The sequence below is a fragment of the Marivita geojedonensis genome, assembly GCF_002115805.1.
GTDB classification, from domain to species: Bacteria; Pseudomonadota; Alphaproteobacteria; order Rhodobacterales; family Rhodobacteraceae; genus Marivita; species Marivita geojedonensis.
The window spans coordinates 118,902-133,581 of the sequence record NZ_JFKC01000005.1 but is presented as its reverse complement, the minus strand read 5'-3'; the positions used below and the strand labels follow the sequence as shown (position 1 = coordinate 133,581).

Annotated in this window: 19 protein-coding genes; 2 read left to right on the top strand and 17 right to left on the bottom strand. The window is 62.1% G+C overall.

All coding sequences use genetic code 11. From position 1 onward, the window contains the following. Positions 1-37: 37 nt before the first annotated feature. The 9 genes from MGEO_RS08370 to MGEO_RS08330 form a co-directional block, all read right to left on the bottom strand. Positions 38-1,243 (bottom strand): TCR/Tet family MFS transporter, encoded by a 1,206-nt coding sequence (locus MGEO_RS08370; protein ID WP_085636265.1) that lies wholly within the window; start codon positions 1,241-1,243, stop codon positions 38-40. Positions 1,244-1,309: 66 nt separating this feature from the next. Beyond that, positions 1,310-2,098 (bottom strand): 3-oxoadipate enol-lactonase, encoded by a 789-nt coding sequence (gene pcaD / locus MGEO_RS08365; protein ID WP_085636264.1) that lies wholly within the window; start codon positions 2,096-2,098, stop codon positions 1,310-1,312. 82 nt (positions 2,099-2,180) lie between these two features. Next, positions 2,181-3,380, bottom strand: a complete 1,200-nt coding sequence (locus tag MGEO_RS08360; RefSeq protein ID WP_085636263.1) for an endonuclease/exonuclease/phosphatase family protein — start codon at positions 3,378-3,380, stop codon at positions 2,181-2,183. Further along, positions 3,380-4,357, bottom strand: a complete 978-nt coding sequence (locus MGEO_RS08355; RefSeq protein WP_085636262.1) for a threonine ammonia-lyase — start codon at positions 4,355-4,357, stop codon at positions 3,380-3,382. The genes MGEO_RS08360 and MGEO_RS08355 overlap by 1 nt, the downstream gene beginning before the upstream one ends. 4 nt (positions 4,358-4,361) lie before the next feature. Beyond that, entirely contained in the window at positions 4,362-5,183 is an 822-nt protein-coding gene (locus tag MGEO_RS08350; protein WP_085636261.1) for an alpha/beta fold hydrolase, read from the bottom strand. Continuing rightward, a complete protein-coding gene (locus MGEO_RS08345; protein ID WP_085636322.1) occupies positions 5,183-5,860 on the bottom strand; it encodes a haloacid dehalogenase type II in 678 nt (225 codons plus the stop codon). The genes MGEO_RS08350 and MGEO_RS08345 overlap by 1 nt, the downstream gene beginning before the upstream one ends. 101 nt (positions 5,861-5,961) lie before the next feature. Next, positions 5,962-6,513 carry a hypothetical protein gene (locus MGEO_RS08340; protein WP_085636260.1) on the bottom strand — a complete coding sequence of 184 codons (552 nt, stop codon included), beginning with the start codon at positions 6,511-6,513 and terminating at the stop codon, positions 5,962-5,964. Between the two features lie 230 nt (positions 6,514-6,743). Continuing rightward, positions 6,744-6,950: a 30S ribosomal protein S21 gene (gene rpsU / locus MGEO_RS08335; RefSeq protein WP_036556662.1), complete on the bottom strand. Its 207-nt coding sequence runs from the start codon at positions 6,948-6,950 to the stop codon at positions 6,744-6,746. Positions 6,951-7,037: 87 nt separating this feature from the next. Beyond that, the gene (locus MGEO_RS08330) at positions 7,038-7,730 is read right to left on the bottom strand and encodes a hypothetical protein (RefSeq protein ID WP_085636259.1); all 693 of its coding nucleotides are present in this window, start codon (positions 7,728-7,730) and stop codon (positions 7,038-7,040) included. 213 nt (positions 7,731-7,943) lie between these two features. Here MGEO_RS08330 and MGEO_RS08325 point away from each other — a divergent pair, with 213 nt between their 5' ends. After that, the gene (locus MGEO_RS08325) at positions 7,944-8,636 is read left to right on the top strand and encodes a COQ9 family protein (RefSeq protein ID WP_085636258.1); all 693 of its coding nucleotides are present in this window, start codon (positions 7,944-7,946) and stop codon (positions 8,634-8,636) included. A 6-nt stretch (positions 8,637-8,642) separates the two neighbouring features. On the opposite strand, the gene MGEO_RS08320 is transcribed toward MGEO_RS08325, so the two are convergent. Beyond that, positions 8,643-9,281 (bottom strand): ribonuclease T2 family protein, encoded by a 639-nt coding sequence (locus MGEO_RS08320; protein ID WP_085636257.1) that lies wholly within the window; start codon positions 9,279-9,281, stop codon positions 8,643-8,645. Positions 9,282-9,415: 134 nt separating this feature from the next. Between MGEO_RS08320 and MGEO_RS08315 the strand changes: the two genes are divergently transcribed. Next, on the top strand, positions 9,416-10,183 hold the full coding sequence (locus tag MGEO_RS08315) for a DUF1013 domain-containing protein (protein ID WP_085636256.1): 768 nt from the start codon (positions 9,416-9,418) through the stop codon (positions 10,181-10,183). Positions 10,184-10,255: 72 nt separating this feature from the next. Here the strand turns inward: MGEO_RS08315 and MGEO_RS08310 are convergent, their stop codons facing one another. The 7 genes from MGEO_RS08310 to MGEO_RS08285 all read right to left on the bottom strand — a co-directional run bounded on the left by MGEO_RS08310 (position 10,256) and on the right by MGEO_RS08285 (position 14,642). Then, complete coding sequence (locus tag MGEO_RS08310) at positions 10,256-10,639, bottom strand: rhodanese-like domain-containing protein (RefSeq protein WP_085636255.1); 384 nt, start codon at positions 10,637-10,639, stop codon at positions 10,256-10,258. A gap of 33 nt (positions 10,640-10,672) precedes the next feature. Further along, complete coding sequence (locus tag MGEO_RS21680) at positions 10,673-10,855, bottom strand: hypothetical protein (RefSeq protein WP_170102901.1); 183 nt, start codon at positions 10,853-10,855, stop codon at positions 10,673-10,675. Next, complete coding sequence (locus tag MGEO_RS08305; protein ID WP_085636254.1) at positions 10,827-11,441, bottom strand: MliC family protein; 615 nt, start codon at positions 11,439-11,441, stop codon at positions 10,827-10,829. The genes MGEO_RS21680 and MGEO_RS08305 overlap by 29 nt, the downstream gene beginning before the upstream one ends. 117 nt (positions 11,442-11,558) lie before the next feature. Further along, positions 11,559-12,152 carry a recombination mediator RecR gene (recR, locus tag MGEO_RS08300; RefSeq protein ID WP_085636253.1) on the bottom strand — a complete coding sequence of 198 codons (594 nt, stop codon included), beginning with the start codon at positions 12,150-12,152 and terminating at the stop codon, positions 11,559-11,561. A 22-nt stretch (positions 12,153-12,174) separates the two neighbouring features. Further along, positions 12,175-12,519: a YbaB/EbfC family nucleoid-associated protein gene (locus MGEO_RS08295; RefSeq protein WP_085636252.1), complete on the bottom strand. Its 345-nt coding sequence runs from the start codon at positions 12,517-12,519 to the stop codon at positions 12,175-12,177. Between the two features lie 15 nt (positions 12,520-12,534). Further along, positions 12,535-12,897, bottom strand: coding sequence for a hypothetical protein (locus tag MGEO_RS08290; RefSeq protein WP_085636251.1), 363 nt, complete (start codon positions 12,895-12,897; stop codon positions 12,535-12,537). Further along, a complete protein-coding gene (locus MGEO_RS08285; protein WP_085636250.1) occupies positions 12,894-14,642 on the bottom strand; it encodes a DNA polymerase III subunit gamma/tau in 1,749 nt (582 codons plus the stop codon). The genes MGEO_RS08290 and MGEO_RS08285 overlap by 4 nt, the downstream gene beginning before the upstream one ends. Positions 14,643-14,680 lie beyond the last annotated feature (38 nt).

The following is a 14,680-nucleotide window of genomic DNA, read 5'->3' as shown; positions in this document are numbered from 1 at the left end:
TGGGCGCAAGCGCAAGCGTGAAGTCGACCTCTGCAGGTCAGGCCGCGACAGCGCCACGGCGCGGGGCAAGAAACACGACCAGCGCCACGACAATCAACCCGAGCGACAGCAGGAAAGGCGCGCCGGGGAAATACACCGGAGCATCGATCCGGGTGTATTGCGCAAAGACGCCGGTCATCACCATCGGAGCAACGATCATCGCAATAGCCCCGACCGATGTCAGGGCACCCTGCAACTCACCCTGACGCTTGTCTCCGACGGCCTTCGACATGATGCCCTGGAGTGCCGGGGTGATGACTGCCCCGAGGGCTGCCAGAGGGGTCAGGATCAGCGCCACCGTTCCGGATGTGACAAAGGCCAGCGCTCCGAAGGCGAAGACATCGAAAACGAGTCCATAGATGACCGTTCCGCGTTCCCCCAGACGGGCGAGGATAAGCCGGATCAACCCGCCCTGGACCACTGCCATCATGATCCCGAAAAGGCCCAGCGACAGCCCGATCATGCCCGCGTTCCAGCCGAACCGCGCCTGACCGAAATAGGCCCAGACGGCCGGATAGACGAAGAACGCCACCTGATAGAGGAAGAACACGGCAAAGAGCCTTCCGAGACCGGGCAGCTCTCCCAGAGACCTGAACGCGCCCAGTGGGTTGGCGCGGCGCCAGTCGAACGGGCGCCGGATGGCGTCGGTGACGGTTTCGCGCAGCACGAAATATCCAAGGACGGCATTGGCTCCGGCAAGGGCTGCGGCCGCCCAGAACGGTGCGCGCGTTCCCCATTCCCCGAGCAGCCCTCCAAGAAGCGGACCGACTACGAAGCCCAGCCCGAAGGCCGCCCCGACCAGTCCGAAATTCTGCGCCTTTTTCTCGGGGTCAGAGATGTCTGCCATATAGGCCGACGCGGTGGATTGCGTGGCGGCCGTGATCCCCCCGATGATCCTGCCAATCAGCAACAGCCAGACCGTTCCTGCGAGGGCCATCACCACGTAGTCCGCCGCCATGACAACCAGTGAAATCAGCAAAACCGGGCGCCGCCCATAGCGGTCCGACAGGTTGCCGATCACCGGGCCGAAAAGAAACTGCATCACGGCAAATACCGTGGCAAGCACGCCGCCCCAGAGGGCTGCATTGGCCAGATCTCCGCCCGTGACCTCGCGGATGAGGTCCGGCATCACGGGGATGATGAGGCCGACGCCCATCGCGTCGATCATCACGGTGATCAGGATAAAGACGACGGGAAGGCGCATGTGCAAAACTCTCGGGGTCAGGCCATTGCGCCTTCAGAGTGTAAACTACACTTGACAGTTCGTCAGTCAATGCGCCTGCGCGATGATGAAGTCATTCAGCACGCGGGCATATTCGTCAGGAGCCTCGACGCAGGGCAGGTGGCCTGCCTTTCGGATCAGGTGAAACTGCGATCCCGGCACGAGCTCCGTGGTTTCGCGCACCAGATCAGGCGGCGTCGATCCGTCTTCGCTGCCCGCGATGCCGAGTGTGGGCAGGCGGAGCGCCGCAGTTGTCGCATAGAAATCTGTTCCGGCAATCGCGTGTGAACACCCGATATACCCGTCTGCCGGCGTCCGTGTGAGCATGTTGCGCCATGCGGTGAATTCGGGTGTTGCGCGGAAAGCGGGTGTGAACCAGCGGGTCATCGTGGCATCGGCCAGCGCTACGACGCCGCCGCGTTCCGCGTCCGCGATCCGCTGCGCCCAGATTTCGCGGGTGGCGATGCGGGCGCCGGTGTTCGACAGGACCATCGCGCGCACGAGGTCCAGACGCTTGGCGGCCAATCCCTGCGCGATCATACCGCCTATGGACAGGCCGACAAACACCGCATCGCGGATGGCGAGGTGATCCATCAGCCGTTCTACGTCACGCACGAGGGTGCCCATGCCATAGGGCGGTTTGGGGCATTCAGACAGGCCATGCCCGCGCTTGTCGTAGCGGATGTATTTCAGTCCGGTCTTTGGCAGGCGCGCCAGCACCTTGTCCCAGAGCCGCATGTCCGTTCCCAGCGAATTTGCAAAGACCACCGGCGCCCCGTCGGGGTCGCCGTCAATCCGGTAGTGCAGGCGGATGTCCTCCAGATCAGCGATGTTCATGTGTATGTGACCTCCTGTTCTCCGGTTTCAAAATACGTCGGTGGAGTCCGCCGCAGACGGACAGGGCAACGCCCCCAAGCGCTCAGGCCATCCTGAGATGCGCCATGATCTGTCCGTGATCGCTGGCGAGCTTGTTGTATGGCGCTTCGGGGTGGCTGCCATCTGTCAGGTGATCGTTGAGCACGCTGAAATAGGTCATGTCACCAATCTGGTTTTCGTTCTCCGGCGCGAAATGCCGGGACAGCCAGATCTGGTCGATACTTTCGAACACCCCTCCAAATGCCGAGGTATAAACCATGTCGCGCAAGGATTTTCGGACGAACAGCTTTTCGGCAGAATGCAGGCGCACATGTTCCACGGCTGCGGTGATCTGGTCGTTTTCCTCGGCCGTGTAGCGGTCCGAGGGGTGCCGGGCATCGTGGCGCAGCATCCACGCGTAGTTCTTGAACGGGCGTTCGCCCGATATGATCTCGGAACTGACCGCATGTTCGCCGTCGTTGTAGTCGCCCATCGCGATGACGGGGTTGCCCGCGTTCAGCTCTGACAGGACTTCAGCGCGCAGCACCCAGGCTTCGGCCATCCGTCGCACAGCCGCGCGGAGCGCCCCAAGCGCCCGACCGAGCGGGTCATATCGCGTGAGATCGGCCTCGCGTGCAAACTCTGCGCCTGCGGGTTTGATGAATTCGCCCAGTTTGGATTTGAGATGACAGTTGAACACGGTCACGACCTGACGTCCCATCGGTACGCGGACCTTGAGAATTGGCCGTGACAGCCGCCTGAGCGTAAACTGCCCGGCATCGCCCGCGTCGAGGCCACGAAGGGGCGCAAAGGGAATGACAAGGGGCTGCGGGAGATCCTGAATGATCTCGGGGGCACCTTCAAAACCCAACCGCGACAGGATCGCGACTCCCGGACGGCGTTCCCCCGGAATGCCGTCATCTGCGGAGTTGGGGGCAAAGGCCAGCGCGGCGTCGCGATACCCGCCGCTTTCCAGACGACGAAAGATCGCCTTTTTGCGGTAGGGCTTGGTTCTGTCCGGTTGTGCGGCCTCGTTGAGACTGTCGGCGCGGCGCGTGGTTTCGTCGATCACCGCCTGCAGCGCGGCTTGCTCGAATATCTCCTGAAAGCCGACCACATCGGCATCCAGCGCCAGCAACTGATCCGCCATCCAGTCGGCCTTCCAGGCGTGCTCCTCGGGTGTGTAGGTCTGAAACCGGTAATATTCCTGATCCGGGCCGATCAGGTTCTTGACGTTGAAACTCGCTACCGTGACATCCTGCACTATCCTTCTCCGAACTGTTCCAGCGCCCTCAGAAACACCGCCCGGTCTACGTTCCCGCCGGAAATGGTGCAGATCACCGCGTCCCCGTCGAGCTGGTCACCGTGATAAAGCGCTGCAGCCAGCGCCACCGCGCCGCCGGGTTCGGCCACCAGTTTGAGCCGCGAAAACGCCTGAGCCATCGCCATCTGCGCCTCGTCGTCCGTTACGACGATCCCCGGCCCGCAGAGCCGGTTCATGATCGGGAAAGTGAGGTTGCCCGGCTGCGGTGTTACAATCGCGTCGCACAGCCCGTTGGCGCTGCTTGCATTGTGTTCGATCCGGCCAGACGCCAGTGACCGCGTCACATCGTCAAAGCCCTCCGGTTCGGCGGGGCGCACCCGCATTCCCGGCGCGCGGGCTTCCAGCGCCAAAGCAATACCCGACGTCAGTCCACCACCGCCGCAGCAGACGATCACATCGGCTTCGGTCACACCCAACTCGGCGGCCTGTGCGGCAATTTCCAGCCCGCATGTGCCTTGCCCGGCGATCACTTCGGGTTCGTCGAAGGGGCGGATGAGTGTCAGCCCGCGCTCCTCCGAAAGCTTGGTGCCGATGGCGTCCCGATCCTCGTTGGCCCGGTCATACAGCACCACTTCCGCCCCGAGGGCGCGTGTGTTGTCGATCTTCATTTTCGGCGCGTCCGACGGCATCACGATCACCGCCGCGACCCCGAACTGCCGTGCCGCAAGCGCCACGCCCTGCGCGTGGTTGCCCGAGGAATAGGCGATCACGCCGTTTTTCCGCTTGTCCTCCGGCAGGGCCGAGACAGCCGAGCGGGCCCCACGGTATTTGAAGCTGCCGGTGTGCTGCAGGCACTCGGCCTTGACCAGAACCCGCCGCCCGGCGATGTCATCAAGAAATGGAGAGGACAGGAGCGGCGTGACCCGCGCGTGTCCTTTCAGGCGGCCTGCTGCCGCCTCGATGCGTTCGATGTCCATGGGCTTACCTCAGCATGTCCAGCCAGCGCCGAAGGGCGTCCAGGCTTTCGGGTTCGTCAAGAAATGGAATATGGCCGCGGTCTGCGACTTCGACGGCAATCATGTCGGGGCGACGGCGTTTCATTTCGGCAAATGTCGCCTCAGACAGCAGATCGGAATTCGCTCCGCGGAGGCAGACCAGTGGCAGACCGGCGAGGGCATCGAACAACGGCCAGAGGTCCGGTGCGGGTTGCGCGCCACCATCGAGCACGGCTTCGCGCAGACGCGGATCATAGGTCAGTTCCAGCCCGTCCTCGGTTTCATTGAACAGGATCTGCGACTCGCGCAGCCAGCGCTCCGGTGGGACGTTCGGAAACCCCGTCATGACCCGGGCGCGGGCTTCGGCCATCTCGGCATGGGTTTTCAGCACGGGCTTCCGGCCAAGATAATCCTTGATCACCTCAAGCCCCGCCGGCGCGATGTCGGGACCGATGTCATTGAGCGCCACACCAAGCAGCCGGTCCTTGACGGTGGCGGCGAGGACCATGGCAATCAGTCCGCCACGCGACGTGCCCAGAACGGCGGCTTTGTCGATGCCGAGGTGATCCAGCAACTCAATTGCATCGCGCGCCTCTACGGGGATCTGGTAGGTTGCCGGTTCGCCCCAGTCTGACTGGCCCCGTCCGCGATAATCCAGCCGGATCAGGCGCACATTCTCAAGATGTGGCGCGACGAATTCGAAATCCCAACCGTCGCGCGTCAGGCCGGCGAGGCAGAGCAGGGGCAACCCGTCACCTTCGTCGGTATAGTGCAGGGACAGGTCGTCAGAGGTTGTGAAACGCGGCATCAGGCCAGCTCCGGAATGGTGGTCAGATCAGACAGGATATGGTCGGGGCGATGCGGCAGGCGATCGACGGGATCGCCCGCGCGGTTGACCCAGACGGTTCGGAACCCGTACCCCGCTGCGCCTGCGATATCCCAGCCGTTGGAGGATACGAAAAGAACATCCTCCTTGGTGCAGCCAAAGCGTGCGCCGACCATATCATAGACGCGGGACGACGGTTTGAAGATGCCGACCTCCTCGACGGACAGAACCGCATCGAGAAACGTGCCAATCCCGGCGCTGTCGACCGCGCCTTCCAGCATGTCCGTGTTTCCGTTGGACAGAATCGCACAGGTTTTTCCGGCAGCCTTCAACCGCGCCAGCATGACAGGGACCTCCCGGTAGGCGGGGAGTTCCCAATAGAGCGCCAGAAGGGCTTCCCGAAGCTCCGGGTCATCGGTCAGACCGACCTTTTCCATCGCCCAATCCAGCCCGTCCTTGGTCACTTCCCAGAACGGGGTGTATTCGTCGGTAATGGCGCGCAGCCAGCTGTATTGAAGCTGCTTCAGGCGCCAGTGTTCGGCAAGGGATGGCCACACAGCCTTGAGCGCGTCCCGCCCCGGGGCATCCGCCAGCACCCGCGCCGCTGCCGCAACATCGAACAGCGTGCCATACGCGTCGAACACACAGACCCTGGCCATGAACATCCGCCTCCCCTTAGTCGCTCTGGCAACCTGTCAGATGCGACCGGGCGAGGGAAGTCCTGTTGCGGAAAACCGCGATCTTTCGCCCTGTGTCCGGATCAGGCGTCTTCGTATTGCCATGCCACCCGGTCTCCGTTTCGGCGCAGCGGCAGAACCGGGCGGTAGAGGCGGCGGTAGGATCGCGGGTGATAGTCACAGATCAGCGTGTCGCTGGCGTCTTTGATGAAGAGGTATGCCCCGTTCCTGTGCTGCCAGGCCACGCCGCCATAGCTCGCGATTGTCATCGCCTCGATGTGGTTGTTGGCGGACCAGAAGCCATAGTCGTCCGTGCCATGAATGCCGTTGCGCACCGCTTGAGGCTCATCTGCCTTGGCCTCTGCAACCAGACCGCCGACATAATCGTCAACGGCAGCCTTGATGACACCCGTGAAGGTGGCTGGCACAACAAGAATCCATCCCGCTGCAGCCCCAACCGCGCCGACACCGTAAATGAACGCATCGCCGGCATCCGGTGTTGTCCCGGTCACGGCCCATGCCACGGGCTGAACCACGAGCCCGGCCACGCTGCCCCTTGCGCCGCCAATGGCCCGTTCGACGGCAAAGGCTGCGACAGTCACCACCGCATTGGTGGCGGAGTTTTCACCAGTCATAATTACACCCCTTGAATAACGGCCATGCGGGGTCAGCAAATTGAAAGACGGGTAGACCCGCAGGCCTGTTGCTGGAAATTCGGATCCGGCAAAAAAACAGGCGCCGGACAGTTCATCGTCTCATGGCAGGCGTGAGTCGTGCAAGAATCGACGGGATTGAAAAAAACAAACCCCCGGAACGCGTACGGTTCCGGGGGCTGTCAATGTCATAGCGTGTTGGAAAGAACTGCTTAGAGCATACCTTCGCGCTGTGCCTTCTTGCGCGCCAACTTGCGAGCGCGGCGGATCGCTTCGGCTTTCTCGCGGGCTTTCTTTTCCGAGGGTTTCTCGAAGTGCTGACGCAGCTTCATTTCACGGAAAACGCCTTCACGTTGCAGCTTTTTCTTCAGAGCGCGGAGCGCCTGATCGACGTTATTGTCACGAACACTAACCTGCATGTGGTTTTCACCACCTTTCTAAGTTGGATTTGCAAGGATTTGCAGGAGCGCGCCGTATAGCAAGGCTTTCTGCATTTGTCCAGCCCGTCACCTGTCCGCTGGACGCGCGTCCGGTTCCTGCGCTTTCGCGGTCAGCGGGTTGGCGGGGTTCAGAAAGATCGCAAGCGACAGAAGCGCAAAGATACACTCATAGACTTCCCAGCGGCGGCTTTCTCCGAGGAAGGGGATGATGAGCGTGACGACCAGTGCAAACGCCGCATGATGCAGGCGCGGGACCGGGATCACCATCCGGTCGGTCAGCGTCCTGACCCATGCCACGCGCTGCCACAGCAGCGGCAGCAGGATCAGGTAGCTCAAGATGATGTAGGACAGAACCGGCCCGAAGATGAACTCGTCAAGCTTCACATCCCCTATGACGAGGTTGTGGAAGGTGAATTCCTGCTGGTCGTTGTTTTCCTGAAAGAATTCAGGGCTCTCGAAACCGATGATGCGCTGACCCCAGGATATCTCTTCGCCTCCGGCCCAGATGTAGACCAACCCATAGACCAGCCCCAGCGCCAGGGCACCGTGCGACAGGGTGGTGCGCAGTTTCAGAACGCGCAGGATCAGCACCAGCCCGCACAGGCCAAGCAGCGCGGCCGTCATGTTTTCGATCAGCGAATCCTCGGCCCCGAAATAGGTGAAGAAGGCCTCTCTCGACATCGCAGAGACGGCAAAGGCGGAAATGAGAACCAGGCCCCCCAGCGAGAGGATCAGTCGGTCAGCGATGTGCGTTTTCATGTGGCATGTGCTCTTGTTGTGCTTCGGATGAAGCGCACTCACACTCAACACACTGGGAAAGGGTCGGGTTCCGAATAACCCTGATGTAGCAGGTATGGCCGCGAGCCGCGTCTGGCCAGCGTGGCATTTTGACCGTTTCGGTGGCGTTTGCCGGATCTTGGCGCTAATTCCTTTCCTAATAGTTTTAATTGTGCGCCCGAATGGAGGTCCGTCATGTCAGACACGTCCAGAGACATTGCGACAGAATTGCTGGATGCCGCGTTGATGCATGTGCCCTTCGACGGTTGGTCCGATGCGGCTTTTCAGGCGGCGATTGCCGATGTCGGGGTGGCGCCGGCATTGGCCAAAGGTCTGAATCCGCGCGGCGCGATTGACCTTGCGGCGGCATTTCACCGCCGGGGTGACGATGCGATGGTGGCGGCGCTGAACGCCCAGGACATGTCCGGGATGCGGTTCCGGGACAAGGTCGCGCTTGCGGTGCGCCTGCGGCTCGAAGCGGCGGACGACAAGGAGGCCGTTCGGCGCGGGGTGACGCTGTTTGCATTGCCGATGCACGCCGCCGAAGGGGCGAAACTGATCTGGGGAACCGCAGACCGGATCTGGAACACCCTCGGAGATACATCGCGGGACATCAACTGGTATACCAAGCGCGCGACCCTGTCCGGGGTCTATTCCTCGACCGTGCTGTATTGGTTGGGTGACGATTCCCTTGGACATCAGGCGACACTGGCCTTCCTTGACCGCCGCATTGACGACGTGATGCAGATCGAGAAGGTCAAGGCGCAGGTGCGCAAAGCTCCGGGATTTGACCGTTTGGTAAAATCTGCAGAATCCGTGCTGTCGCGCGTCAAACCCCCGAAAGCCCGGCGGGACGATCTGCCCGGTGGTTGGACGACGCCGCGCTGACGGGTTTCAGCGGATCGGCTCGAACAGCGCATCCTTGGCGGTGCAGTCCTTCACGACGTCCCGTCCGCAGGGTACCGGCTCAAGGGATTTGGAGAGGCAGATGCGTGCCTCCTGAATCCGCCCGGATTTGCAGGTGATGGTGATCATGTCGGGTTCGAGTTGCGGATTGGCCTTCAGAAACGCCTCTTCCACCACTGACGCCGGGAGTTTGACGGCCCTGTCCAGTTTGCGGAAAACATCGGGCCGGGTGATGCTGCCATAGGCTTCACGGGACAGCGCGTAGTAGTCCTGTGCTGACAGCCCGGAACACACGCCGTGTTTGTTCCACTGATACCACGCAAGCCCGGACGTCCCCATGATATCGGCCATGTCGCGTGTCATCGCCCGCGACGGGGCGCGCTCGATGGTCGGGCAAAAGGACGGCCAGCCGCGATGATACTGCGGCCACAGCCCGTGCATGACCCAGCCGAAATCGGCGTCGGCATCGCATTGCGGCGATTTCCGTGCGTCCCCTTCCAGCGCGCACCATGTCGGCGACCAACTGAGCGACAGCACGTAGTAATCGAACGCGCCTGCCTTTTCGCCCTCTGCACGGGCAAGCCCTGCCGAGATCACACCGATGAGAGCCAGCACCAAAACCCGCATTACCTCTTCCCTCTTTGCCTCTGCGCGACTATAAGGCCGCCAAGTTCCCTGACAATGGAAACCCGTCCCGGCCGATCCGGGACCTCCCGGACCCCTCCGGGAGAGGGAAAAAGCTTTGCGTAAGGAGACGCGAGATGGGCAAACCGATTATGGCCAAGGCCACCGCCGTCTGGCTGGTGGACAACACAACGCTGACGTTCAAGCAGATCGCCGATTTCACGGGGATGCACGAGCTTGAGGTTCAGGGGATTGCCGACGGCGATGTGGTCGCTGGCGTGAAGGGCTTCGATCCGATTGCCAACAATCAGCTCGAACCCGAAGAGATCAAGAAGGGCGAAGCCGACCCGCTCCACAAGCTCAAGCTGAAGGTCTACGCCGCTGCGCAGGGCGAGGAAAAACGCCGTGGCCCGCGTTACACGCCGCTGTCCAAGCGTCAGGACCGTCCGGCCTCGATCCTCTGGCTTGTGAAATTCCACCCGGAACTGAGCGATGGCCAGATTTCCAAGCTGGTCGGCACCACCAAGCCGACCATTCAGGCAATCCGTGAACGTACCCACTGGAACATCAACAACATCCAACCGATCGATCCGGTTGCGCTGGGCCTGTGCAAGCAGTCCGAACTGGATGCCGCCGTTGCCAAAGCTGCCAAGAAGCAGGAAGCGGTGATGACCGATGACGAGCGCCGCAAGCTGGTGTCGACAGAACAGAGCCTCGAAATGGACGCAGAACCGCGCCTGCCGAGCGCAATCGAGGGTCTGGAAACATTCAGCCTGACCGGTGGCTCGGATAATGCCGAGGACGAGTCATCGAAGAGCGATGACGATTACGCCGATGCGGACAGCTTCTTCAACCTGCCCGACGGCACGCATGATGACGATGATGAGGACGACGACGACCGGTGATCCGGCGTCACGTCGCATGAAGAAACCCGGCCCGCGATGCGGTGCCGGGTTTTTTCATGGCTGAAGCTGGGGTCAGGATGACTTTCGCATTTCCTTTGGCCCGCCTGTGGCCACATCGGTGCCCATGTAGGTCTGGCCTGACTCTTTCCAGGCAGCAAACCCGCCTGCCATATGCGCGATCCGGTCTTCCCCGGCTTCGAGACACAGCTTGGCGACACGCGCCGATCGCACCCCGGAGCCGCAGTGGAACACGATCGGCTTCTTCGACTGTTCCGGCATATGGTTCGGCTGAAATGCCTGCATCGGAGCAAGCAGAGCGCCGTTGATCCGTTCCAACGCAAATTCCTGTGGGGTGCGCACGTCGATCAGGATGATCTTGTCCTGTGCAAAGGCTTCGGCCACCTCGGCCGGGGTCCAGTGTTCAAGGGTTCCGTGCTCGGTCTGTTCGACATCCATGTGCCATCTCCTGGGATCGGTTATGCGGTATTCTCAGACAGCCTGTGCCATCTTTTCCGGATCGGGCGCGCGGCCTGCGCGCAGGTTCATGTGCAAGACATGCAACATCCCGTCAGCCAGCGCGAGTGTTTTGTCACTCGGTTTGCGGGTCCCACCACGCAGTCGCACATCCCGCACGACACGGTATTCAGTTTGACGACGCGAGAACGCAGGCATGGGACGTGCCATCCGGATCAGGCTCACGATAGGTCGCCTCATCTCCCTTGATCCAGATGAACTGTCCGAAATCCCCATCGTAGCGGGAACCGGAGCCTGTGGGACTTAGTGATGCGGTCGAGACCCTGTCGCCCCGCTCGATGCGCGCGCTGGGCAGCGTGGTGTCAAAAAACATCGTCACCACCTCGTTTGCGGGATTGCCGTCGCAGGTCCAGAAGGCGGTGCCGGTCGGCTCTTCGAGCATCCAATAGGCCACGAGTTGCCCTTCCCGGGTCAGGTAGGCCTGTTCGACGCAGCTGCGCAGATCGCTCGCTTTCCAGCATTCGTCGCGCCCACCGATCCAGCCGCGCTGGTAGGTGCGCAGGTCGGCAACGGCTTTTTCCGCTCCGGCATCCAGCGCGCCAGCGACCGAGAGCGCCGCGGAAAAACGCTCCGCTACGATACGGTCGAGCTTTGCCAGATCGGCGTCGGCGCAGATCAGCTCTTCGGCGGAACTGGTGGCCTTGCTGCAATCGAAAGACGGTCCCTCCTGCGCGATCGCGGGCAGGCAGGACAACGACAGGATCAGTGACAGGACGACTCTCATGGCGTTCTCCTCTGCGCCGAGATTACCTGCTGTTGCATGTGCGACAAAGTCTAATCCGACGGTTCTGAACGCCGAGCAGGTCCAGGACAACGCCTGATTACGTCGACTCCGGACGTGCTAAACAGGTTTGCGCGCATTCATTGCGGCTGTGATCGTGCCCTCGTCGAGGTAATCCAGCTCGCCCCCGATCGGGACGCCCTGTGCCAGCGATGTCAGCGTCACTCGACCTTCCAACTGATCCGCGATGTAATGTGCGGTCGTCTGGCCATCGATGGTGGCATTCAGCGCGAGGATGACTTCGGTGATCTCTTCGCTGTCCACCCGCGCCGAGAGCTTCGGAATGCGCAGTTCTTCCGGCCCGACCTGATCCAGCGCCGACAGGGTGCCGCCCAGAACGTGATACCGTCCCTTGAATACGCCGGACCGTTCCATCGCCCACAGGTCAGAGACATCCTCGACCACGCAGAGCAAACCGTTGTTGCGGCGGTTGTCCTGACAGATGTCGCAGATGTCCTGCGTTCCGATATTGCCGCAGTTCAGACACTCGCGGGCATCCCGTGCCACCCGGGTCATCAACTCGGCAAGCGGAGTGAGCAGCAGCCCGCGCTTGCGGATCATATGCAGAACGGCACGCCGGGCCGACCGGGGGCCAAGCCCCGGCAGGCGCGCCATCATCTGGATGAGCGCTTCGATATCGCCGCCGTCCCGCATCAGACTGCTGTCCGCTCCATGCTCAGAACGGCAGTTTCATTCCTGCCGGCAGGCCCAGCCCTTCGGTGAGCTTGGACATCTCTTCCTGCGCCTTGTCCTGCGCCTTCTGCTGGGCGTCCTTGATGGCGGCGAGGATCAGGTCTTCGACAACTTCTTTGTCGTCGCCATTGAAGATCGACGGGTCGATATCCAGTCCGGTCAGTTCGCCCTTGGCTGTCGCCGTCGCCTTGACGAGACCCGCGCCGCTTTCGCCGGTCACGGTCATTGTGGCGAGGTCTTCCTGCATCTGAGCCATCTTGCCCTGCATTTCCTGCGCGGCCTTCATCATCTTGGCCATGTCGCCCATCTGGCCCAAACCCTTGAACATGTGTTTCTCCGTAGCTCAGCGCCCCTTGATCGGTGGCGCGGTGTAAAAGATCATCCCCACACATATCGCAGCGATGATGCCGATGAACAAGGCGGGGGACCCGACGCAGCCTTCCGCCATCGCGACTTCGCGCGAGGCCGGGGCGAGCATGGTCAGAAAAGTGACAAACGCGGTCCAGCCCAGAACCACCGCGAGCGCCCCCCATTGGCTCTTGAACCGGACGGCGGCAATCGTACCCAGAAAAAGAACGAGGGCGGCGGGCGATGCAGCAAGGAAGGCCGCTTCCTGAATAGCGGTGACCGGTGCGCCGTCCCAATCCGGGCGCTGCACGGCGCAGTCCTGCGCAAATGCTGCACCGGGAAGGAGAGCGAGTATCACTCCTCCTCGAACGGGTCCCATTCGTCTTCCACTTCAGGCAGGGCTTCAGCTTCAGCCTCGGCTGCCAGTTGGTCCGGCGTGCGCACCTCTTCGATCACCGCACCGGGAAACGCGTCCAGCACGGCCTTGACCAGCGGGTGTTCGGCAGCTTCGGCTTTGATCGCGAGGTCGGCGGCATCGCGGGTTTCGGTGATGGTTGGAGCGTCTGATCCGTTGACCACGGACACGCCCCACCGATTGCCCGTCCAGCGTTGCAGCGCGCTGCCCAGACGCTGCGCCAGATCGGCCGGAGCATTGTCCGTCGGAGTAAACTCGATCCGACCCGGTTGATAGGCGGCAAGGCGAACACAGCCTTCGACCTCGACCAGCAGCTTGACGTCCCGATTGGAGCGGATCAGTTCGATCACGTGTTCGAATGTGGGATAGCGTGCAAGGGCCTGATCGACGGCAACGGCGAGCACCGCCCCACCGTGCGAGGCATGTGGGCCTGACGTGGTCCCGTGTGTGGGGGCTGGGGTGCCCATTGCCTGCGTCCGCGCCGCGCCGCCTGCTGACAGTCCGCCGCCCGATGGTGGGGGAGGGGGCGGCGAATCCTGCAGGCGTTTCACGAGGTCTTCCGGGCTTGGCAGTTCCGAGACATGGGTCATCCGGATGATCGCCATCTCGGCAGCCATCATGGCGTTTGGGGCCTGCGCCACTTCATCCAGCGCCTTGAGCAGCATCTGCCACAGACGTGTCAGAGGGCGCATCCCGAGCGCATTGGCGAAATCCTGTCCGCGCTGGCGTTCGTCCGGGCTGATCGTCGGGTCCTCGGCGGCTTCGGGCGTGATCTTGACGACCGAAATCCAGTGCGTGATCTCGGCCAGATCGCGCAGCACCGCCATCGGGTCTGCGCCGTCGGCATATTGCGCGCTCAGCTCTGTCAGCGCCGCCGCCGCATCGCCCTTCATCACCATGTCGAACAGATCGAGCACCCGACCGCGATCGGCCAGCCCCAGCATCGCGCGGACCTGATCGGCGGTGGTTTCGCCCGCGCCGTGGCTGATCGCCTGATCCAGAAGTGAGGTCGCGTCGCGCGCGGATCCTTCGGCGGCGCGGGTGATCAGCGCAAGCGCATCGTCGGTGATTTCGGCGTTTTCGCGCGTCGCGATCTTGCGCAGCAGCGCGATCATCATCTCCGGCTCGATCCGCCGCAGGTCAAACCGCTGGCAGCGCGACAGCACTGTGACCGGCACCTTGCGGATCTCGGTTGTGGCGAAGATGAACTTCACATGTGCGGGAGGTTCTTCGAGTGTCTTCAACAGCGCATTGAACGCGCTTGTCGACAGCATGTGAACTTCGTCGATGATGTAGATCTTGTAGCGCGCCGAGGCCGCCCGGTAGTGCACGCTGTCAATGATCTCGCGGATGTCGCCCACGCCGGTGCGCGAGGCGGCGTCCATCTCCATCACGTCGACATGACGGCCTTCCATGATCGCAACGCAGTGTTCGCACTGGCCACAGGGGTCGGTTGTCGGCCCACCATTCCCATCCGGTCCGATGCAGTTCAGCCCCTTGGCGATGATCCGCGCTGTCGTTGTTTTCCCGATACCGCGAATCCCGGTCATCACGAAGGCTTGCGCAATACGGTCCGCCTCGAACGCGTTCTTCAGAGTGCGGACCATCGCCTCCTGACCCACGAGGTCGGCAAAGGTTTCCGGGCGATACTTGCGGGCAAGCACCTGATAGGGGGTAGCATCGGTCATTCAGGCATCCTTGGTTGTCGCCAAACCTAAGCCGCGCA